Raw genomic sequence first — 18,718 nt, forward strand, 5'->3', positions numbered from 1 at the left:
TGTTGTCAAGTCGAGGCAGTGACGGGGAGGTCGCTTTGGTAGCACTGTCCGTCACGGATGAGGGCCCACAAGACGTTCACCCGTCGGCGGGCCAAGGCGAGCACGGACTGGGTGTGCCGTTTTCCTTCAGCGCGTTTGCGTTCGTAGAACCGGCGCGACGCGTCGCAGGTGCGGATGCTGATGAGCGCGGAGGTGTAGAAGACGCGCTGCAGCCCTCGGTGGTAGCGCCTGGGCCGGTGAAGGTTGCCGCTGATGTTGCCGGAGTCCTGGGGAACCGGGGCGACTCCGGCAAGGCTGGCCAGGCGGTCGGCGGTGCCGTAGCGGCTCATGTCACCGGCGGTGGCGGCGAGGAACTCAGCGCCCAGCAGGGGGCCGATGCCAGGCACGCTGGAGATCACTTCGGCGAGTTCGTGGGCGCGAAACCGGGCCGTGATGAGCTTGTCGATCTCCGCGATCTGCTCGTTGAGGCTCATCACCTCTTTGGCCAGGGTGCGGATCACCTGCGCGGTGATCTTCTCCCCGGGGACGGCGGTGTGCTGGCGCTCGGCCGCTTCGAGGGCTGCCTCGGCCAGGGCTTCGGGGGTGCGGACCTTGCGGTTGCGCAGCCAGGTCGCCAGCCGTTTCCCGCCGGTCCGGCGTAGGGCGGCGGGGGTCTGGTAGCCGCTGAGCAGCATCAGCGGGCCTGCGTTGCCAAGGTCGAGGATTCGTTCCATGGTCGGGAATATTCCGGTGAGTTGACCGCGAATGCGGTTGATCCGGCGAGTGCGGTCGGCGTTCAGGTCGCTCCGGCGGTTGGTGAGGGCCCGCAACTCGATGGCGTGCTCGTCGTCCGGCCGCAGGACCGTCAGGTCCCGACGCATCCGGGCCTGGTCGGCGATGACCGTGGCGTCCTTGGCGTCGGTCTTGCCCGTGCCCCGGTAGCCGGCCGAAGCCCGATTGACCGCCAGGCCGGGTATGTAGACGAGGTGCTGGCCGTGGTTGAGCAGCACGCTGATCCACAGTGCGGCCATGCCGTCGGCGACATCGACCGCCCAGACCACGTCCTCGTCGAGGGCCAGCACATCGGAAAGCAGGGCCAGGAGCTCCGGCTCGTCGTTCAGGACACGTCGCGACAGCAGTCGTGCGCCCTCAGTGTTCAGGACCACACAGTGGTGATGGGTCTTGCCGATGTCCGTACCCGCCCAGATCTGGGCCTCAGTTCCTCCGGTCGTTCGATGAAGCTCTGCTCCCCGGACGACCTCGCCGGCGTGGTCCTACTCAGCGATCCGCCCGCGGGCGTTCGCAGCTCCTAAATCAGCGGCCGGGTCGTCGTGAGACACCGGGCGGCCAGGTTAGGGGAGCCATCGAGGGCAACCGCATGAAAGCCATACCCGGTGTCTCTGGGCCTCTGGACCTTACGACGGCCCGTCCAACCCGCGAACAAGGTAGGACCGCATGACCGTCATCGCCAAAGCCGTTCTCACCCTGGAGTGGCAACGCTGAAGAAGCTCACTGTTTTACCAGGACCAGCGCGCCAAGAATCCTCCGGCCCGACGCTTCCTTGTGTCTCTCTCGACCTCCCGGATCAGACCGGTACAGGACCAGCCACATGATCGGCCGGACAGACCCTAGATGGCACGGGTGAGGGCCCGCACCGTGGTGGCGCGGGCCCTCACCCGTTCTGGAACAACTGCAGCCGGGTGTGCCCGGTTGCCGGGTCAGCGGACGAAGTAGCCGCGCTCCGCGTCGAAGTAGGCCTTCTGGCCCTTGATGTAGGTGATTCCGTACGGGCCGCCGAGGTTGCGGTACTCGCCGCTGGCCCAGCCTCCCTCGATCCCCGCGTGGCCGCCGCCGGCCGGGCCNCGTACGGGCCGCCGAGGTTGCGGTACTCGCCGCTGGCCCAGCCTCCCTCGATCCCCGCGTGGCCGCCGCCGGCCGGGCCGTCCCAGCCGTTCGTCCCGTGCGCGGCAGCCGGGCCTGCGGCGACGAACCCGGCCGCGGCGACAGCCGCCAGCGTGATCGCGATACGACGCATCATGAAACCGCTCTCCGTTCATCTCATCGGTACGTGCAGTGCAACCACCTGACCAACGAAACCGCCCATGGCATATGCGGCGCGCGGTTGCCCCGACAAGGAGAACCTGTTCGGGCCCCGTCGCTCCACCGGCGCCGAACCCGATGGCCTCGACGACAACGCCGGCTACCTCCTGCCCGACGACCTTGAAAAGCCCGCTGCACCCGGACGCCTCACCCCGACGCGAGTCCGGCGAGGCTTCATCAGCCCGGAGCAGCTGGGGTGGTGGGCCGGTGAAGATGCGGGTTGTCCGCCCCAGCGTGAGGATCACAAGTACGGGTAGCAGCCCCGGGCGCTCCCATCCCGACGCTCGTCCGCTTCGCACTCCGCAGGGTCCTGGGTCCTGGAGGTAAAAATGCCGCGTCCGTTGTGGGCCGGGGCCATCAGCTTCGGGTTGGTCACGATCCCGGTGAGGGTCGTGTCCGCGACCGAGGACCACGACGTGCACTTCCACCGGGTGCACCTGGCGGACATGGGCCGGGTGCGGACCCGGAAGGTCTGCGAGCTCGACGACCAGGTCGTCTCCCAGGACGAGATCGGCAAGGGCTACGAGATCGCGAAGGACCAGACGGTCCCGGTGACGGACGAGGAACTGGACGCCATGCCGTTGCCGACGGCGAAGGCGATCGAGATCGCCGCGTTCGTCGACGCCGACAGCATCGATCCGGTGCGGATCAGCGACTCCTACCACCTGGCCGCCGACGGGCAGGTCGCCGCGAAGCCGTACGCGCTGCTGCGCAAGGCGTTGGAGCGGTCTTCGAAGGTCGCGGTGGCGAAGTTCGCGTGGCACGGGCGGGAGCGCCTGGGCCTGCTGCGGGTCCGGGAAGGGGCGATCGTGCTGCACTCGATGAAGTGGCCCGACGAGGTCCGCAGCCCCGAGTCCCTGGCCCCCCGGGAGGCCGAGGTCGGCGAGGACGAAATCGCACAGGCCCTCCAGCTCGCCGACCGGATGACGATCGAGGACCTGTCCGGTTTCCGCGACGAGTACCGCGAGGCGCTGGAAGGCATCATCGCGGCGAAGTCCGAGGGCAAGCCCCTCCCGGCCCCGGCAGAGGACGGGAAGCAGGAGAAGGGCGAGGTCGTGGACCTGATGGCCGCCCTGAACGCCTCCGTCGCGGCGGCGAAGGAATCGCGCGGCGAACACGGCGAGGACGCGACCGTGCACGAGATGCGCCCGTCGAAGAAGACCGCCCGCAAGGCCCCGGCGAAGAAGACGGCCTCCTCGAAGTCCGCGGCCGCGAAGAAGACGACCGGCCGCTCGTCCACAGCCGCGAAGAAGACCACGAAGAAGACGGCGGCGAAGAAGCGCAGTGCCTCCTGACCCCGTGGGTGCGGCGCTGCCGAGGATCGAGCCGATGCTCGCGACGCCCGGGGTCCTGCCGCCGCCGGCAATTGAGGACCGGTGGGCGTTCGAGGTGAAGCAGGACGGCCAGCGGGCCATGATCTACCTGCCCGGAGACGGGACCGTGCTCGTCCGCTCACGGTCCGGCGCGGACATCACCGCCGCCTACCCGGAGCTCCTCCCCCTCGCCGACGCTTGCGGCGGCCGCCCGGCGGTGCTGGACGGTGAGATCGTCGCGCTCGACGACCAGGGACGGAGCGACTTCGAGCGGCTCCAGCAGCGCATGGGGCTCGCCGGCTCCCCCGCCAGGGCCGCGTACATGGCCGCTCGGGTGCCCGCGCACCTGATGCTCTTCGACGTCGTACACCTCGACAGCCGCCCCGTGACCGCCCTGGCGTATACGGAGCGGCGCGGGCTCCTGGAAGGTCTCGGGCTGGCTGGACCGGCCTGGTCGACGCCCGCGGCGATCGTCGGGCACGGCGCCCAGGCGTGGGAGGTGGCCCGGGATGCCGGGCTGGAAGGGCTGCTCGCGAAGCGGCTCACGTCCCGGTACGAGCCCGGGGTGCGGTCGAAGGCGTGGCTGAAGATCAAGATTCACCATCTCGCCGACGTCGTGATCGGCGGATGGGTCCCCGGGCGCGGCCGGCTGAACGGCCTGCCCGGCGCGGTTCTCGTCGGGCAGCGGCGCGAGGGACTGCTGCGCTACGCGGGCAGCGTCGGTACCGGGTGGAGCGAGGCCGAACGCGCCCACCTCGCCAAGCTCCTGCGGATCGCGGCCGCCGACCACTGCCCCTTCGCCGAGGTCCCGCTTGTGGCCGGGGCGCGGTGGGTACTCCCCCGGCTCGTCGGCGAAGTCCGCTACTCGACCCGCACACGTACCGGACGCCTGCGCCACCCCTCCTGGCACCGACTGCGTCCCGACCTCGCCCCCGACGACCTCACCTGACAGCGGGCGGTACGAGCGACGGGCGAGTGCGCCCCGGTCCCGCCCGGCGGAGCTCGGGCGGGCACCCGTCCTACGCCGCCTTGTCCGCGGGCGGCTCGTCGTCCACGTGCTTCAGCTGGATGCGGGCGGCGACGACGAGGCCCGGCTCCACGGTTTTCCAGAACGGATGGGTGGTCACCCGGACGCCGAGCTCCAGCAGCCGCTCACGGTAGGCCGCGACCTGCCGATGCTGTTCCTCGGTGTAGCCCGGGCTGTCCGGCCTGGAGGGCCGATAGCCGGAATGGAGCTGCTTGTCCGCCTCCCGCGCCGGCATCGGTTCAGCCGACCAGGGCAGAGTCCGGGCGTACTGCTCGAACTCGGATTGAGTGCGGTGCAAAGCGCTCTGAGCTGCGCGCAAGTCGTCGGGGAAGGCAAACGTGGTCACCCCACGAATAATACGCCTGTTCGAATACTGGACGGGGGTGGTACACGCCCTGAAGCCCTCACCGTCATCCAGGTGGAGCACCCAGGCCGCCTACCGCACCTGCGGAACGCAGCCGCCACGGCTCTTCCGCCTCCGCCTGACGCACCCGAGATCACCCTCGTCCGGGCAGACCGTGCTTACGCGGGAAAGCTCGTCACCTGGGCAAAGAAGTATCTGAACCTCACGATCAAGACGATCTCCCGGCCCAAGGACACCACCGCCTTCGTCGCCCTTCCCCGCCGCTGGGTCGTCGAACGATCGCTCGCTGGGATGATGAACGCTCGCCGGCACGCGCGCGACCGCAGAGACCCCGCACCGACAGCTGGACGAAGCGGCCCTGAACCAACCTGACACGATGACGGCCATGAATGCCCAGCCGCACCCCTGCCCCTGGCTCGGTTCTGACCAAGCAGACGCAGACGTCCGTGCGGCTGCCGGACTCGTATCCGCGCGCTATCCGGAAGCGACCGGTGCGGTGCTGGGCGGTTCCGCCGCCTGCGGTCAGTCCACTCCCAGCAGTGACCTCGACATCACAGTCCTTCTTCCTGATCACGGCATGAGACGTCGTGAGGTACTTCGCCATGACGGCCGCTTGGCCGAGGTCTTTCTCAACAATCGCTCCGACCTGCGAACCGCCTTCGCGGAAAGCCGCACAACGCGCAGGGCGACAGCACTCTTTCTCTTCGCCGATTCCATCGTTCTCCACGATGACGACGGTCATGTCGAGGCGCTTCGCCAGGAAGCGAAAGCCCTGTTGACGGCAGGCCCGGATCCTCTGACAGGGCCTGAGTGCGATGCCCAGCGAGCCCTGCTCACAGACCTCTTGGACGACCTCACTGACACCGGCCCCCACAGCGACCCTCACGAACAGCTGGCCGTGGCAGACCGAGTCCTGCGCGAAGCGGCGCATTTGCTCACCGCGCACCATCGCGCGTGGAGCGGCGCCGGAAAATGGCTGCCCAGGCGCCTGAAAGCGGCTGATCCCGACCTCGGCCAACACCTACTCGACGGACACCTCACCCTGGCCAGACACGCTGACCCGACACCGCTGACAGCCTCGGCTATGCGAGTGCTGAGCCTGACAGGCGGCCCTCTCCGCGACGGCTACGTCGACCCCTGACACCTGTGCGACATCCGTGAGTTCCCCTGAGCCCCGTTGAGTCCGTGGCCCCGTGGCCAGTGAGTTCTTCCTCCTTCGTGTGGCCCGTGGCCTTGTGACGTAACTTCGGGATTCTTGAAAAGTTCTCACCTCGTCCGACCGATCGGCAGTCGGGCCAAAGGTGAGGAGGCTCGGGTTGACGGCTGAGCGTGCGTGAAGTGCGAGCGAGGTCAGAAGAAGCGGTGGGAGGAAGAAGGAAGCCTGGTCCGCCTCCCCTCCCGTAAGCGTCAGGTCGCTGCGTTCGCGCTGTCTGGTGAGGCGTCTTCCTTGCAATGCTGCTGCATGACGGCCCGCCCACGCGTACGGTCTTCCTCGCGCCATTCCGGCCGCAGCCCAGCCAGATTCGTGGTGAGGAAGTACGCGGCGCCGCAGGTGAGCAGCACCGGCACAAGTCCGGCAGCGGTCACCGCCGCCCCGGCGAGCAGCCCGCCGAGTGGGATACCGGCCCAGGCCAGCGAGTCGCCGAGCGCGTTGACCCGGCCCAGCATCCGGCGCGGCACCCGTTCGACGAGGATGGCCCCCAGCACTGGGTTGACGAAGCCGGCGCCGAACCCGGTGACCGCGAAGACGGCCAGGACTGCCCCCAGCGGGGCATCGAAGGCGAGGATCAGGAACCTCGGTGCCCCGGCCAGCAGGAACCCGGTGAGAACTACCACCCGCCGCCGCAGCCTGTGCGCAACCAGCGCGGCGATCAGGCTCCCGCCGACTCCCGCGGCTCCCATCGCGCTGCCCATCAGGCCGATCGCGGCCGGCCCGTTGCCGGACTCCCTGGCCCATACGGGCACGAGCACCGAGGTGATCGCCGCGTCCAGCAGGTTGGTGATCCCCACCATGACGATGACGGTGAGCAGCAGCCGCTCGCCGCGCAGGAAGGTGAAGCCCTCGCCGAACCGCCGCCAGTAACCCGGTTCCGTCCTCCCGGCCGCCGAGGGGGCTTCCTCGGCCGTGTGCCCCATGCCGCGAGGCAGCGCGAGTTTGATGATCACCGATCCGAGGGCGAAGCAGCCCGCGTTGACGGCGAGTGCGGTCAGGGGGCCGAGTAGCGCCACCAGGGATCCGCCGATCGCCAGGCCGACGGTAGAGGCGAGCCGCTCGATCACGCCGGACAGACCGGTGGCGCGCTCCAGCGGTACTCGGCCGCGCTCAGCCGCCTCCGGGACCATCACCTCCTTGGCCAGGTCGCCGGGGCCCCGGGCCGCGCCGATCAGTGCAACCAGAACCAGAAGAAGGGGAAAGGAGAGCAGGTCCAGGGCGTGGAGCAGGGGCACCGCAGCAGCGGCGGTCGCGCTGGCCAGATCGGTGGTCCAGGAAACGGCTCGCGGTCCGATCCGGTCCACCAGCGGTCCGGTGAACGCCTTGACCACCACGTAGGGAGTCATCTCGCAGAAGGCGACGAGTCCGGTCTGGGTGGCGCTTCCGGTGGTGACGAGGACGAACCAGGGCAGTGCCACAACGGAGATGCGCGTGCCGGTCAGCGACACCGCCATGGCCGCCAGCACCCCTCCCAGCGGCCGTAAGGACCTCTTGCCGGGTATGCCGCGGGCCTCCGAGGCGTCGTCGGTCATGACGTCCGGTTTCCTTCCTCTTCCTGAGGGCCGGAAGGGGGTGGCGACGCGGCAGGCGCGTCCAGTTCGGGCAGGATCTGCGTGATCACGGCGACCCGTTCGGCTCCCTCGGGGGCACTTGCCGCCGTCTCCGGCGCGTCCCGCCGGTAGCGCGCGACGACTTCCGCCAGCTCCCGGTACAGGGCGGCGGCTTCCTCGGGCGTGAGCCGCAAGGCCCAGTCGCTCATGTCGAAGGTGTTCTGCCATGCGCGGGGCATCGTCTGAAGCTCGTTCAGGGTCTGCTGCGTGCGCAGGGTGTAGATGGCGGCGACGGACTGCTGGTAGGCCAGCGCGGCCTCGGGCTCTCGCTCGGCCAGCTCCGGATCGTTGAACCAGGTCGTTCGGTGTACCGAACGCCACCAGCGCTCTCGCGCGTTGCCGCGTTCGGTGTCCTCCTCGACGAAACCGGCCGCGCCGAGCTGCCGGAGGTGGTAGCTGGCCGTACCGGAGTTCACGCCCAGCCGCTCCGCGAGGCGGGTGGCCGTCGACGGGCCGTACTTCCGCAGTAGCCCGACCAACTGCACGCGCACCGGATGCGCCAGGGCACGCAGCCCCTTGGCATCCAGGACAACCGAGTCCTCTTCAACGTTCAGGCCATCCGGCCTCTCCACTGCATCAGCCATGCGCCACACGGTAGACCGCAAAGAGTTCTTCGCGAAGAGGTATTCGCGAAGAAGTCTTTGCATTTCAGCTCGCCTGCAAGATGACACTGCTGTCCCGTCACTGGACCGGCTCGGCCGCTCCAGCCAGGACCTCATCGCGATCGTGTCCGGCCTCCGCAAGCGTGGCGTCGGCTTCACCTCGCTGCACGAGGCGCTCGACACGACCACGCCCGGCGGGCGCCTGGTCTTCCACGTCTTCGCGGCCCTGGCGGAGTTCATCCGCGAACTCATCGTGCAGGACACCAACGAGGGCCTGGATGCCGCCCGAGCCCGCGGCGCCCGACTCGGCCGCCCGCCGGCGATGACCGAGGAACAGGTACGTCACGCCCGCGACCTGCTCGCCCGCCCGGAGAACACCGTCACCTCGATCGCCAAGCTCCTCGGCGTTTCCCGCAACACCATCTACAACTACGTGCCCGAGCTGAAGGGCGGTCGCCTCGCACTCGCTGAGGCGACGGGCACGCCGGAACTGCCCCAACCCGCCAGGTCCGAGGACTGATCACTGCCGTTTGCGGCTGGTGACGATCCTGCTGGCTTATTCCGTACCCAGCAGGTCTGACGGCTCGTTGGGCAGGACAGCAGCGGCCGTCTTGACGTTCCCGGTCGCGGGTGGGGTGTGGAAATGTCGATGCAGCCGAGGCCGTGGCCGAAGGTGCCCGAGCTGACCGCGCAGGTGGCGCGGGCGGTGGCGGCACGGGGCCCGTACCCGTTGGCGATGCGGGTCCGTGACGAGCTGGGAGAGTTGTTCTCGGACACCGAGTTCGCCGAGGCGTTCGAAGCCAGAGGACGGCCAGGCTGGTCACCGGGCCAGCTCGCACTGGTGACGGTGTTGCAGTTCGCCGAGAACCTCACTGACCGGGCGGCAGCGCACCGGGTGCGGTACGGCATGGACCTGAAGTACGCGCTCGGCCTGGAGCTGGATGATCCCGGGTTCGACGCCTCGGTGCTGTCCGAGTTCCGCACGCGACTGGTCGAGCACGGGATGGAGGAGAAGGTGCTCGACCTGCTGCTGACCGCGCTCAAGGACCGGGGCCTGGTGAAGGCCGGTGGCAGGCAGCGTACTGACTCCACCCGCGTACTGGCGGCAGTACGCGATCTGAACAGGCTGGAGCTGGCCGGGGAGACGCTGCGGGCCGCGCTGGAGACGCTGGCCTGCGCGGCACCGGACTGGCTGGCCGAGGCGGTGCCCGTGCGGGAATGGGCCGAGCGCTACGGTCCGCGGATTCACTCCTGGCATCCGCCGGCTTCCACGAGCAAGCGCGAAGAGATGACCCTGGCATACGGCCGGGACGGGTTCGCGCTGCTGGAGATGGTGCACGCCCCTGAAGCGCCGATCTGGCTGCGCGAACTCCCGGCGGTGCAGGTCCTGCGCACGATGTGGGTGCAGAACTACCACCGCACCGTGACCGAGACCGGGGCGGAGGTGAAACGGCGGGAGAGCAAAGACCTCCCGCCCGGCAGACTGCGGCTGGCCTCCCCGTACGACACGGACGCGCGCTACGGCCTCAAGCAGGGCTCCTGGTGGACCGGCTACAAGGTCCACATCAGCGAGTCCTGCGACGAAACTGATGACCACGACGCGCCCGCCGGCCAGGCGACGATCCCTGGAGGCGACGGAACGCCGCCGCGCCTGATCACCGGCATCGCGACCACCGACGCCACAGTGACCGACGCGGAAATGACCGAACCGGTCCATCACATGCTCGCCGGCCGTGGTCTTCTGCCCGCCGAGCACTTCCTCGATTCCGGTTATGCCTCCGCCGAGTTGATCGTGGGGGTGAAGAAGACCTTCGGGGTCACCCTGGTCACTCCGGTCCTCATGAACAGCTCATTCCAGGCGCGTGCCGGCGCCGGTTTCGACCGCACCGCGTTCACCATCGACTGGGAGAAGCGGCAGGCCACCTGCCCACGCGGGGACACCAGTACCTGGTGGAGTCCCGCGACCCAGCGCGGGACCAAGGCCATCGTCATCAAGTTCGACAAGGAAACATGTCGCCCCTGCCCGGTGCGCGATCAGTGCACCCGCTCGAAGACCGGCGGCCGAACCCTCTCCCTGCAACCCCGCGAGGTGCAAGAAGTCCTCGACCATGCCCGCCTCCAGCAGGACGACGAGCAGTGGCGAGCCAAGTACGCAACCCGCGCGGGCGTCGAGGGAACCATCCACCAGGCCGTCGCAGTCACCGGGATGAGACGTGCCCGCTACCTCGGCCTCCAGAAGACCCACCTGGAACACGTTCTCTCCGCCGCTGCGCTCAACCTCATCCGCCTCGATGCCTGGTGGAACGGTCACCCGCTCGACCGCACCCGTGCCAGCCACCTTGCCCGCCTCGACCTCTCCCTCGCCGCGTGACCGAATAGAGCCGGCAGGATCGCCACCGGCCGCAAATGATCGGCCTTCGGAGACGTGGGAGTGCTGGCCGTCAGGTGAAGAGGGGGGAGAGGGCTGCGGTGATGGCGGCGGCTAGGGCGAGGACGGCGGCGAAGGTGCCGGCAGCGCGGGCGCAGGCTGTTGGCCAGGTAGCGCCGTCGATCCGGGCGAGCGTGCCGGCGCCGACGGCGGACAGTAGAGCGACAAGGAGAACGACAGCGATGGTGAGAAGGACAACAGCGACGGTCACGGCAGACTCCCTGGACACGGTGGGGTGTTGACAGGGACCAAGTTCGCGGAACCGCTGTGCGCCATGGTTCACCGGAACGAAGATGAACACGGGCACACACACCATCAAGGGGTCGTTCACATGCTCGATGATCCGGACCGTCGACGTTCCGCACTGTCCGAGCTGTGCTCAAGGCTGGATGAGGGGCGGGCCCGTGCCCGCATGAGTAAGACGCAACTTGCCGGGATGGCGGGTCTGGGGCGCACGACGGTGTCGAAGGCACTCTTGCCCAACCACGGGGTGCCGTCGGTAGACACGGTGACAGCCCTGGCCAACGTGCTGAAGTTGCCGGGGGAGGCGCTGCTGGAGTTGCGGCGGACCGCGGCCGGGGAGACAGGCACCGCGTCCGCCGACGTGTCGGGGCCGGGCCGGCCGATCGGGCAGTGGGATCCGCACGAACTGGAAGTCCACCCCGCCGGACCCGGCAAGAGCCCGTCGGACGCCGACGGCGTGCGGGCACTGCCGGGGTATGCGCGGCGCGAGCATGACCAGGTACTGGCGGCCGCGGTTACCGCGGCCGCCACGGGCCGCAGCCAAATCGTGGTCCTGGTCGGGGCCTCCTCGACGGGTAAGACCCGGGCGTGCTGGGAGGCCGTGCAGCCGCTCGCCGAGAAGGCCTGGCGGCTATGGCATCCCTTCGATCCGACCCGCGCCGAAGCCGCCCTTGAGGACCTGCACCGCGTCGGGCCTCAGACGGTGGTGTGGCTGAACGAGGCACAGCACTACCTCGGCAACCGGAAGTTCGGCGAGCGGATCGCGGCGGCGGTGCGCCAGCTGCTGCTCGACGAGGAACGCGGTCCGGTCCTGGTCCTGGGCACGCTGTGGCCCGAGTATGCACACGACTACGCCACCCCGCCCACACCGGGCGAGGACGATCCGTACAGCCTGGCGCGGGAACTGATGGCCGGACACACCGTGAGCGTCCCCGACACGTTCGACTCCGCGGCCCTGGCCACCGCGACAGCCCTTGCCGAGCAGGGCGACACCCTGCTGGCCGATGCTCTCACTCGCAGCCGCAACGGCGGGCGGATCACCCAGGACCTGGCCGGAGCTCCCGAACTCCTGCGCCGCTACGAACAGCCTCGGCAGGCCGCCTCCCGCGCACTTCTGGAAGCGGCGATGGACGCCCGCCGGCTCGGCACAGGGCTCCACCTCCCCCAGGCTTTCCTGACTGACGCCGCCCCCGATTACCTCAGCGACCACGACTACGACTTGCTCACCGACGACTGGGCGGAAAAGGCCTACGCCGAACTCGCCGAACAAGTCCACGGCAAGCAAGCACCCCTGCGCCGCACCACACCCCGACCCACACGACGCCCGCCCACCCCCACCACCGACGCCGGCACCACACCGCCGACCTCCGCGGGCCCGGTGTTCCTGCTCGCCGACTACCTCGAACAACACGGCCGCACCACCCGCCGCCACCTATGCCCACCCGCATCCTTCTGGCATGCCGCACACACCCACCTCACTCACCCCGACGACCTGAACAACCTCGCCAAAGCAGCCAAAGGCCGACATCGCCTGCAATGGAGCCACCACCTCTTCCAACGCGCAGCTGACCACGGTGACCCCGAGGCCCTGACCGAGCTGGCCAAGGCGCGGGTGGAGGCTGGGGACTGGGACGGCGCTGAACCCCTTGCCCGGCAGGCCGCCGACCACGGCAACACCTTTGCCCTGTACCTCCTGGCCGAGATGCGGGAGGCGGCTGAGGACTGGGAGGGCGCTGAAACCCTCTACCGGCAGGCCGCCGACCACGGCGACCCCGGAGTCCTGACCCGCCTGGCCGAGATGCGGGAGGCGGCTGGGGACCGGGAGGGCGCCGAAACCCTCTACCGGCAGGCCGCCGACCACGGCGACCCCGACGCCCTGATCCACCTGGCCGAGATGCGGGAGGCGGCTGGGGACCGGGAGGGCGCCGAAACCTTCACCCGGCAGGCCGCCGACCACGGCGGCACCAACGCCCTGGCCCTCCTGGCCGAGATGCGGGAGGCGGCTGGGGACCGGGAGGGCGCCGAAACCTTCACCCGGCAGGCCGCCGACCACGGCGACACCTACCCCCTGATCCACCTGGCCGTGATGCGGAAGGCTGGGGACCGGGAGGGCGCCGAAACCCTCTACTGGCAGGCCGTCGACCACGGCGACACCAACGCCCTGCGCCACCTGGCGGTGATGCGGGAGAAGGCCGGGGACTGGGAGGGCGCTGAAACCCTCTACCGGCAGGCCGCCGACCACGGCGACACCGTCGCCCTGGCCCGCCTGGCCGAGATGCGGGAGGCGGCTGGGGACCGGGAGGGCGCCGAAACCCTCGCCCGGCAGGCCGCCGACCTCGGCGACTCCCACGCCCTGGCCCTCCTGGTGATGGCGCGGGGGATGGCTGGGGACCGGGACGGCGCCGAAACCCTCGCCCGGCAGGTCGCCGACCACGGCGACACCTACGCCCTGACCCGCCTGGCCACGTTGCTGGAGATGGGCGGGGACCGGGACGGTGCTGAAACCCTCTACTGGCAGGCCGCCGACCTCGGCGACCACGGCGCCCTGACCAACCTGGCCGTGATGCGGGAGGAGGCCGGGGACCGGGACGGTGCTGAAACCCTCTACCGGCAGGCCGCCGACCACGGCGACCCCGACGCCCTGACCAACCTGGGGGAACCGTCGGACATCTTCAACAGGCTGTGGCCGTACGGCCTGGACCCGGACGGCACACCGACATCCCCATGGGAACCGTCCGGGTCCGTTGGACTGAGGGAACACGTCCCGCCACGCCCGTCGTAGGGATGCCGCCGTTTGCGGCTGGTGACGATCCTGCTGGGTACGGAATAAGCCAGCAGGATCGGTGACAGCGTTCTTACCGGCACCCACCTTGAACACCAACGTCAGAGCCACCGATGCCAGCGATCACGGGATCTCGGCAGGTTGAAAAATACCTACTTAGGGCAGCCCCACCAGGCCCCAGCCGCGGCGAGCAGTCTCCGTGACCACTGCGCCCCATTCACGCAGAAGGGCAACGAAGTCCTCGAAGGTGTCCGGACGGCCCGCCCAGCCATCGCACTCGGCCGCGAACGGGCCACTCAACTCCTCCAGGCACGGCTCCACCCGCTCCCAGGCCCGGGCCTTGCCCGCCACCGCCTCCGGCAGGCAGACCAGAAGAACATGCGGGCGCCAGCGGTCGGCGGCGAGCGGGAAGACTCCGCTGGCCGCCGCCGGAGCATCGACCTGGTCCGCGTTCCAGATCAGACCTCCGAGGAAGCTGTCCATCACCTCACGCACGGGCGCGCCGACGAGCGGCCGTATGTCAGCCCATGTGGCGCCCGCGCGGACATGCGGCATGTGGGCGCCGGTGGTGGTGAGGAAGCTGTACACGGCGCACCACGCCGGTGCTTGTCCAGGAGGCCAGAGCCAGCCGTGGGACTGCTCGGGCCCGCCGTCGTACACGTCGCCGAACTCGCCCGGCCACGCCATGTCCTCAAGCCGTCCGATCCGGCTCTCGACAGGGATAACACTTAACTGCCCCCAGTCCGCCATGAACACCGTGAGGTCCATACCCATGGACGCAGCATAGGAAGGGGGGCACGGCACGTCGCGTACGGGCCCGGCGGCTGACCGGCCAGTGCAGGGACGTCCGGCATGTCGCCGGGCGCTCCGGCAGACGGGAGGGTGCAGGGTGGAAGGCGGAGCCCTCCGGATCGCACGTCGACCGGACGGGCCACCACTCCCCCGCACCCCGTCGCCTGGGCCTCTACGTGACGCGGACTCGCAGCACGTACCGTGCGCGGGACCGGATCGCCTCCGCCTGCTCCCGCAGATCCGCGTCGGTGAACCCGAGCAGCGCCTCGTCCGAGGCCCGGCGCAGCAGCGGCAGGATCTCCGGGACGGGCTTGCCTCCGTAGGTGTCGGCCAGCTCGGCGAATGCCTCCTGGTACGGGCGCGCCGGGGCGCCGGTGCTGTCGGCGAGGAGCCGCCCGAGATCCCGGCTGCTCACGTTGATCTCGCCCATGTGCCCGCTCCGCTCGCTCACCGGCCCCGGCCACTCCGGCACCGGTCTTCGACGGTACGAGCGGGGACTGACAATCCCGCCCGCCCGGCCGGACGGTGCCGGGCCGGAGCGCCGCTCCGCCGACCCGAGGGGCGGCCCGGCGGAACGGGCATTCTCGTGTGCGGGCGGGTCAGGCGGCGGGGGTGTAGCGAACGATGGTGTTCTCGCACGGGCCGTCGGCGTAGACCTTCAGAGCTTCGAGCTCGCGGTCGTCCGCGGTGAGCTGCCAGCGGAGCTTGGTCGACACCCACTCCGCGACGTACCGGCACTGGGCGTCCGGGGACGGCGGCATCCAGTCGGCCGGGTCCTGGTCGGACTTCTGCCGGTTGCTGCGGGCCGTCACCGCGACGAGCGAGACATCCGCCCCCTGGTCGTTCGCGTACGCCTCCCGCCGCTCCGCAGTCCAGCCGTAGGCACCGGAATCCCACGATTCGGCGAGCGGCACCATGTGGTCGATGTCCAGGGACCCGGCACTGGTGACCTCCTGACCGTCGTAATAGCTCGTCCAGGTTCCCCCGGTCAGCTTGCAGCCGGCCCCCACGGTCGGTGCGACGACCGCTTCGGCGATGAGGACCTCGGCCCTCGTGTTGCACCCGTCGGTGGAGTTGTCGCCGGAGTTCCAGTGCTTGAAGGACGAGCGGGTGTAGCCGGTGCGGTCCTCTTCGGTGACCTGTACCAGGCCGACTGCGTCGGCCAAGGTCGTCACCTCAGCAGCCGGAGCGGCCTGAACGGCGGGAGCGGAGAGAAGGGGCGCAAGGGCAAGGGAAAGTACGCTGAAACCGCGCACAAAGTTCTTGATCACCACCGCGTTCTACCGGCACCCCGGCCCGCCGCGAAGCCCGGGACCCCGGCTGTCACCCGCGCGGGGGAGAAGATTCACCGCAGGAACGCTTCCCCTCCCCCGCCGCATGGCGCCACAGCCAGTCCGGCCGCTCGCTGAAGCGCCGTCTCCTTTGAACTCCACCCCCTCGGAGGGCGCACCGCGGTGGGGGGATGGTGAGGTCGGCGTGGGCCGGAGCGACCTCGCGGCTACCCGGTCGACCGCACGGCTCTACGACGCACGGTCCACCGGTTCGTCGGCCACCTCCACGTCCCGCCAGCTCTTGTCTGCGGCGTGCCATCCGGCGCACCGGTGGGTCAGGGGCAGGGAGTCGACGGGGTGCACGCGTGAGTGCCGGAGTACCGCGCGCAGGGCGATGAGCCCCGGGCCGGCGTCCGGGCGGACAGGTACTCCCGCACCGAGTTCCTTCACGGTGGGGAGCTGCGGGCAGTGGACGGAGCAGAGGTCTTTGCGTTCTGTTCCGATCAGCCACAGGAGTACCCCGTTCCTCACCTCCTGCGCGCACTCCGCGTCGATGTCGTCGGGGCCGAGCGGGTTGACGAAATCGAAGCCGAGCCGCCCGTCGGGGAGCGGCTCGAAATCCACGGTGAACCACGCGAAGCCGCCCATGCAGCTCGGCCGGGCGTAGCGTACGTGGACGTCGCGGCGGGCTTCGGCGGGGAATCGCATGCCGAAAGCGTGCCCGTCCTGCGGACGCCAGGGCAACAGGGTTCCGAGCACCTCCTCCGCGGCTGAAGTGCGCTGGGCCTTCTCGCGGCGGAGCGGCGGCGGACGCCACTGAGAGCTGCGTGGTGACTACCCGGCGGCGGGTCCCTGCCTGGCCTTGTCCACGAGACAAGCAGCAGATATTCACCACTTCGGGAGGCACCAGTTCCTGGAACTGTTCGACTGCGGCAGTTCCGGAGAGTGAGCAGCAGCCCGTCGGCAGTCGGCTAGAAGAGGCCAGCGCGCACGTGGTGTGTGAGGTTCTTGAAGATCTCACTCAGCCACGGGCTACGGATGCTCGGCAACCGGATCAGGGTCCGCTGGAGCACTTCCGAATCCGCCCGGAACAGGTGCCGGGGGTGTAGCGCGGGTGGATCGAAGTCGTCATGGAGGGTGCCGGCGGGTAGGGCACCCGACGCGGGGACGGGTAGGTCCGGTCGGGGGAAGGCCAGCCACAGCCACACTCCGAACGGCAGCGGCACCAGGTACGGCGGCGGGTCGACTGGGGCCCAGGTCTTCCCCGTCTGAGGATGGGACGGCACGAGCAGGATGGAGGCGTCTGGGCTCGGAGCGGGCAGTGCCGGTCCTGCCAGGGCGGCGCACCGTGCCTGCGGGCCCGCAGGCAGCAGGGCGTCGAGCGCGCGTTGGAACACCTGCCCGACCAGGCCGCCCGGGACGATCACTGGTTGGCCCTCCGAGGCCGCCAGCAGGTGGGCGAGCGCCTGGCCCGCCGCGGCCTCCCACTGCGGGCTCCACGACCACCAGTAGTTCGACCAGTGGCCCGCCGCCATCCGCGACCCCCATGCGGCGATCGGCTCAAACGGGGGCGTGCCCTTCCCTTCCGCCATCAGCTCCGCCCAGGAAAGCGGCGCGGCGTCAGCGCCATCGATGGGAATGCGGCGTACGGCCTTCGGGGCGAGCCACATCGCCTGCCAGAGTGAGCAGTCGTCGATCCGGCTCGCCACGGACAGGGCACACTCCGCGCAGGCCACGTTGGGGCCGTCGGCCCCGTCGAGGCCGCAGCAGTAGCCGCCTCCGCGTTTTTCCGGAATCAGCACCGTGCCGTGGGCGTCGCCTGGCGCGATGACAATCGCGCCAGGCGCGCCGTCGGAGAGGGCGTACACCGGCGCGTAAACACCGCGGGCGGCAGCCTCGTCCGGACGGATCTCCTCCCACCTCCGCCACGGTGGCCCCCAGGGCTCCGGATCCACGGCGAACGTGCCGGACTCCATGAGTACTGGGAGCTGCACCCCGTTCCCGTACTTCTGATGAGCATGGACCGGCAACGCAACCTGGGACAACGGGGTGGTCAGCCTGGCACCACAGCCAGCACACACGAAAACGAACAAACGTCCTCCGTAAGGGAAACAGGGGCATCGTCGCAGCTCAGCGACAGACCGGCCAACGTGTTTCCCCTCCGCTGGGCGAGGCCGTGAAACGCCACGGTGTGTGACGTCACCGTTCGAATCCTCGGTGTACGAGGCGCCTCCCAAAGTAATGAATATCTGCTGCTCGTTCTCGGGTTCTGGCTCACTGTCCGTGGAGGGCTCACTGAGTGTGATGTCAGTGGTGTGTGGTGGGATGGCCGGACTTTGCTGCCTTGACCTGCTGGGAGTCCGCCTTGATGCCCCTGCACTCGTCTCTGACTCACGCCTTGGCCGAGGCTTTGGTCGATGTTCTGTGGTTCGTCGAGAGCGCTGAAGACGAGCAGATGGATCCGGACGACGCCGTCAAGGTCATGGAGGGCGTCGCTCACCTGGTCAGCAAGCTGTCGAGCGACCAGCGGAACGAGTTGATCGAACTGCTTGAGGCCATGGCCGAAGCCGAGTCCGACCCGGCACGGCGGGAGTTCCTGGAAGGGTTCCCAGAGGGCTTCGGGCTCCTTGAGGATGGGGTCTGACCTGTGCTTTACGAGTAGAACAGGACGCGTTTGCGGAGAAGGGCGATACCGGCCCGGCTGAACATCTGGCGTTTGAGCATCTTCATTCGGTTGACGTGGCCTTCGACGACGCCTGAGCTTCAGGGCAGGGTGAGGCCGGCGATGACGGCATCACGGTCACGGTCGATGCCTGCGGCGAGTGTGTGAAGGCCGGGGAGGTCGTCTCGTCATAGGCGAGCGGGCGGACTCGTCACCGCCCACGTCCGCACTAACTTGATCTTTAACGTGCGATGTCGAACGGTGTGTCGTACTTGATCACTCGGTTCGGGAACCGCCGTACGCGGAAGCGGCCTTCGTCTGAACATGTGCTC

17 protein-coding genes and 1 pseudogene are annotated in these 18,718 nt (G+C 69.3%); 8 read left to right on the forward strand and 10 right to left on the reverse strand.

Features of this window, described 5'->3' with window-relative positions; translation table 11 throughout:
* Positions 1 to 5 precede the first annotated feature (5 nt).
* Positions 6 to 1,187 (reverse strand): IS110 family transposase, encoded by a 1,182-nt coding sequence (locus CR470_RS12850; protein WP_097867723.1) that lies wholly within the window; start codon positions 1,185 to 1,187, stop codon positions 6 to 8.
* A 1,221-nt stretch (positions 1,188 to 2,408) separates the two neighbouring features.
* On the opposite strand from CR470_RS12850, the gene ku reads away from it, so the two are divergent.
* Positions 2,409 to 3,374: a non-homologous end joining protein Ku gene (ku, locus tag CR470_RS12860; protein ID WP_097867725.1), complete on the forward strand. Its 966-nt coding sequence runs from the start codon at positions 2,409 to 2,411 to the stop codon at positions 3,372 to 3,374.
* A gap of 34 nt (positions 3,375 to 3,408) precedes the next feature.
* A complete protein-coding gene (locus CR470_RS12865; RefSeq protein ID WP_097867726.1) occupies positions 3,409 to 4,341 on the forward strand; it encodes an ATP-dependent DNA ligase in 933 nt (310 codons plus the stop codon).
* 70 nt (positions 4,342 to 4,411) lie between these two features.
* On the opposite strand, the gene CR470_RS12870 is transcribed toward CR470_RS12865, so the two are convergent.
* Complete coding sequence (locus tag CR470_RS12870) at positions 4,412 to 4,765, reverse strand: hypothetical protein (RefSeq protein WP_097867738.1); 354 nt, start codon at positions 4,763 to 4,765, stop codon at positions 4,412 to 4,414.
* Between the two features lie 121 nt (positions 4,766 to 4,886).
* Between CR470_RS12870 and CR470_RS38740 the strand changes: the two are divergent.
* Both CR470_RS38740 and CR470_RS12880 read left to right on the forward strand, forming a co-directional pair.
* Positions 4,887 to 5,104 (forward strand): annotated as a pseudogene (locus CR470_RS38740) (IS5-like element IS4811 family transposase); the annotation flags it as partial.
* Positions 5,105 to 5,168: 64 nt separating this feature from the next.
* On the forward strand, positions 5,169 to 5,924 hold the full coding sequence (locus tag CR470_RS12880; RefSeq protein WP_257138608.1) for a nucleotidyltransferase domain-containing protein: 756 nt from the start codon (positions 5,169 to 5,171) through the stop codon (positions 5,922 to 5,924).
* 266 nt (positions 5,925 to 6,190) lie between these two features.
* Here CR470_RS12880 and CR470_RS12885 read toward each other — a convergent pair whose 3' ends face one another.
* Together CR470_RS12885 and CR470_RS12890 are read right to left on the reverse strand one after the other, a co-directional pair.
* On the reverse strand, positions 6,191 to 7,528 hold the full coding sequence (locus CR470_RS12885) for an MFS transporter (protein WP_097867727.1): 1,338 nt from the start codon (positions 7,526 to 7,528) through the stop codon (positions 6,191 to 6,193).
* The gene (locus CR470_RS12890) at positions 7,525 to 8,190 is read right to left on the reverse strand and encodes an ArsR/SmtB family transcription factor (RefSeq protein ID WP_097867728.1); all 666 of its coding nucleotides are present in this window, start codon (positions 8,188 to 8,190) and stop codon (positions 7,525 to 7,527) included. The genes CR470_RS12885 and CR470_RS12890 overlap by 4 nt, the downstream gene beginning before the upstream one ends.
* 142 nt (positions 8,191 to 8,332) lie before the next feature.
* Here CR470_RS12890 and CR470_RS12895 point away from each other — a divergent pair, with 142 nt between their 5' ends.
* Both CR470_RS12895 and CR470_RS12900 read left to right on the forward strand, forming a co-directional pair.
* Positions 8,333 to 8,728, forward strand: a complete 396-nt coding sequence (locus CR470_RS12895; RefSeq protein ID WP_373561407.1) for a recombinase family protein — start codon at positions 8,333 to 8,335, stop codon at positions 8,726 to 8,728.
* Between the two features lie 129 nt (positions 8,729 to 8,857).
* Positions 8,858 to 10,579, forward strand: coding sequence for an IS1182 family transposase (locus tag CR470_RS12900; protein ID WP_257138611.1), 1,722 nt, complete (start codon positions 8,858 to 8,860; stop codon positions 10,577 to 10,579).
* 70 nt (positions 10,580 to 10,649) lie between these two features.
* On the opposite strand, the gene CR470_RS12905 is transcribed toward CR470_RS12900, so the two are convergent.
* The gene (locus CR470_RS12905) at positions 10,650 to 10,967 is read right to left on the reverse strand and encodes a hypothetical protein (RefSeq protein WP_257138613.1); all 318 of its coding nucleotides are present in this window, start codon (positions 10,965 to 10,967) and stop codon (positions 10,650 to 10,652) included.
* Positions 10,968 to 11,048: 81 nt separating this feature from the next.
* Here CR470_RS12905 and CR470_RS12910 point away from each other — a divergent pair, with 81 nt between their 5' ends.
* Positions 11,049 to 13,661 (forward strand): hypothetical protein, encoded by a 2,613-nt coding sequence (locus CR470_RS12910; protein WP_373561408.1) that lies wholly within the window; start codon positions 11,049 to 11,051, stop codon positions 13,659 to 13,661.
* A gap of 156 nt (positions 13,662 to 13,817) precedes the next feature.
* Here the strand turns inward: CR470_RS12910 and CR470_RS12915 are convergent, their stop codons facing one another.
* The 5 genes from CR470_RS12915 to CR470_RS12935 form a co-directional block, all read right to left on the reverse strand.
* Entirely contained in the window at positions 13,818 to 14,435 is a 618-nt protein-coding gene (locus CR470_RS12915; protein ID WP_097867730.1) for a hypothetical protein, read from the reverse strand.
* Positions 14,436 to 14,625: 190 nt separating this feature from the next.
* Positions 14,626 to 14,883, reverse strand: coding sequence for a hypothetical protein (locus CR470_RS12920; RefSeq protein ID WP_097867731.1), 258 nt, complete (start codon positions 14,881 to 14,883; stop codon positions 14,626 to 14,628).
* 169 nt (positions 14,884 to 15,052) lie between these two features.
* A complete protein-coding gene (locus CR470_RS12925) occupies positions 15,053 to 15,724 on the reverse strand; it encodes an HNH endonuclease family protein (protein ID WP_179892237.1) in 672 nt (223 codons plus the stop codon).
* 249 nt (positions 15,725 to 15,973) lie between these two features.
* Positions 15,974 to 16,432, reverse strand: a complete 459-nt coding sequence (locus CR470_RS12930; protein ID WP_097867743.1) for a hypothetical protein — start codon at positions 16,430 to 16,432, stop codon at positions 15,974 to 15,976.
* Between the two features lie 263 nt (positions 16,433 to 16,695).
* Positions 16,696 to 17,817: a hypothetical protein gene (locus CR470_RS12935; protein WP_097867733.1), complete on the reverse strand. Its 1,122-nt coding sequence runs from the start codon at positions 17,815 to 17,817 to the stop codon at positions 16,696 to 16,698.
* 275 nt (positions 17,818 to 18,092) lie between these two features.
* Between CR470_RS12935 and CR470_RS12940 the strand changes: the two genes are divergently transcribed.
* The gene (locus CR470_RS12940) at positions 18,093 to 18,368 is read left to right on the forward strand and encodes a hypothetical protein (protein WP_097867744.1); all 276 of its coding nucleotides are present in this window, start codon (positions 18,093 to 18,095) and stop codon (positions 18,366 to 18,368) included.
* The last annotated feature ends 350 nt before the right edge of the window (positions 18,369 to 18,718 follow it).

Source organism: Streptomyces sp. rh34 (assembly GCF_002551245.1).
Lineage (GTDB): Bacteria > Actinomycetota > Actinomycetes > Streptomycetales > Streptomycetaceae > Streptomyces.

Bases quoted from the DNA above. Each gene is read 5' to 3' on its own strand.
- ku (WP_097867725.1), top strand. From the start codon at position 2,409: ATGCCGCGTCCGTTGTGGGCCGGGGCCATCAGCTTCGGGTTGGTCACG.
- CR470_RS12865 (WP_097867726.1), top strand. From the start codon at position 3,409: ATGCTCGCGACGCCCGGGGTCCTGCCGCCGCCGGCAATTGAGGACCGG.
- CR470_RS12880 (WP_257138608.1), top strand. From the start codon at position 5,169: ATGAATGCCCAGCCGCACCCCTGCCCCTGGCTCGGTTCTGACCAAGCA.
- CR470_RS12885 (WP_097867727.1), bottom strand. From the start codon at position 7,528: ATGACCGACGACGCCTCGGAGGCCCGCGGCATACCCGGCAAGAGGTCC.
- CR470_RS12890 (WP_097867728.1), bottom strand. From the start codon at position 8,190: ATGGCTGATGCAGTGGAGAGGCCGGATGGCCTGAACGTTGAAGAGGAC.
- CR470_RS12900 (WP_257138611.1), top strand. From the start codon at position 8,858: ATGCAGCCGAGGCCGTGGCCGAAGGTGCCCGAGCTGACCGCGCAGGTG.
- CR470_RS12910 (WP_373561408.1), top strand. From the start codon at position 11,049: ATGAGTAAGACGCAACTTGCCGGGATGGCGGGTCTGGGGCGCACGACG.
- CR470_RS12915 (WP_097867730.1), bottom strand. From the start codon at position 14,435: ATGGGTATGGACCTCACGGTGTTCATGGCGGACTGGGGGCAGTTAAGT.
- CR470_RS12920 (WP_097867731.1), bottom strand. From the start codon at position 14,883: ATGGGCGAGATCAACGTGAGCAGCCGGGATCTCGGGCGGCTCCTCGCC.
- CR470_RS12930 (WP_097867743.1), bottom strand. From the start codon at position 16,432: ATGCGATTCCCCGCCGAAGCCCGCCGCGACGTCCACGTACGCTACGCC.
- CR470_RS12940 (WP_097867744.1), top strand. From the start codon at position 18,093: ATGCCCCTGCACTCGTCTCTGACTCACGCCTTGGCCGAGGCTTTGGTC.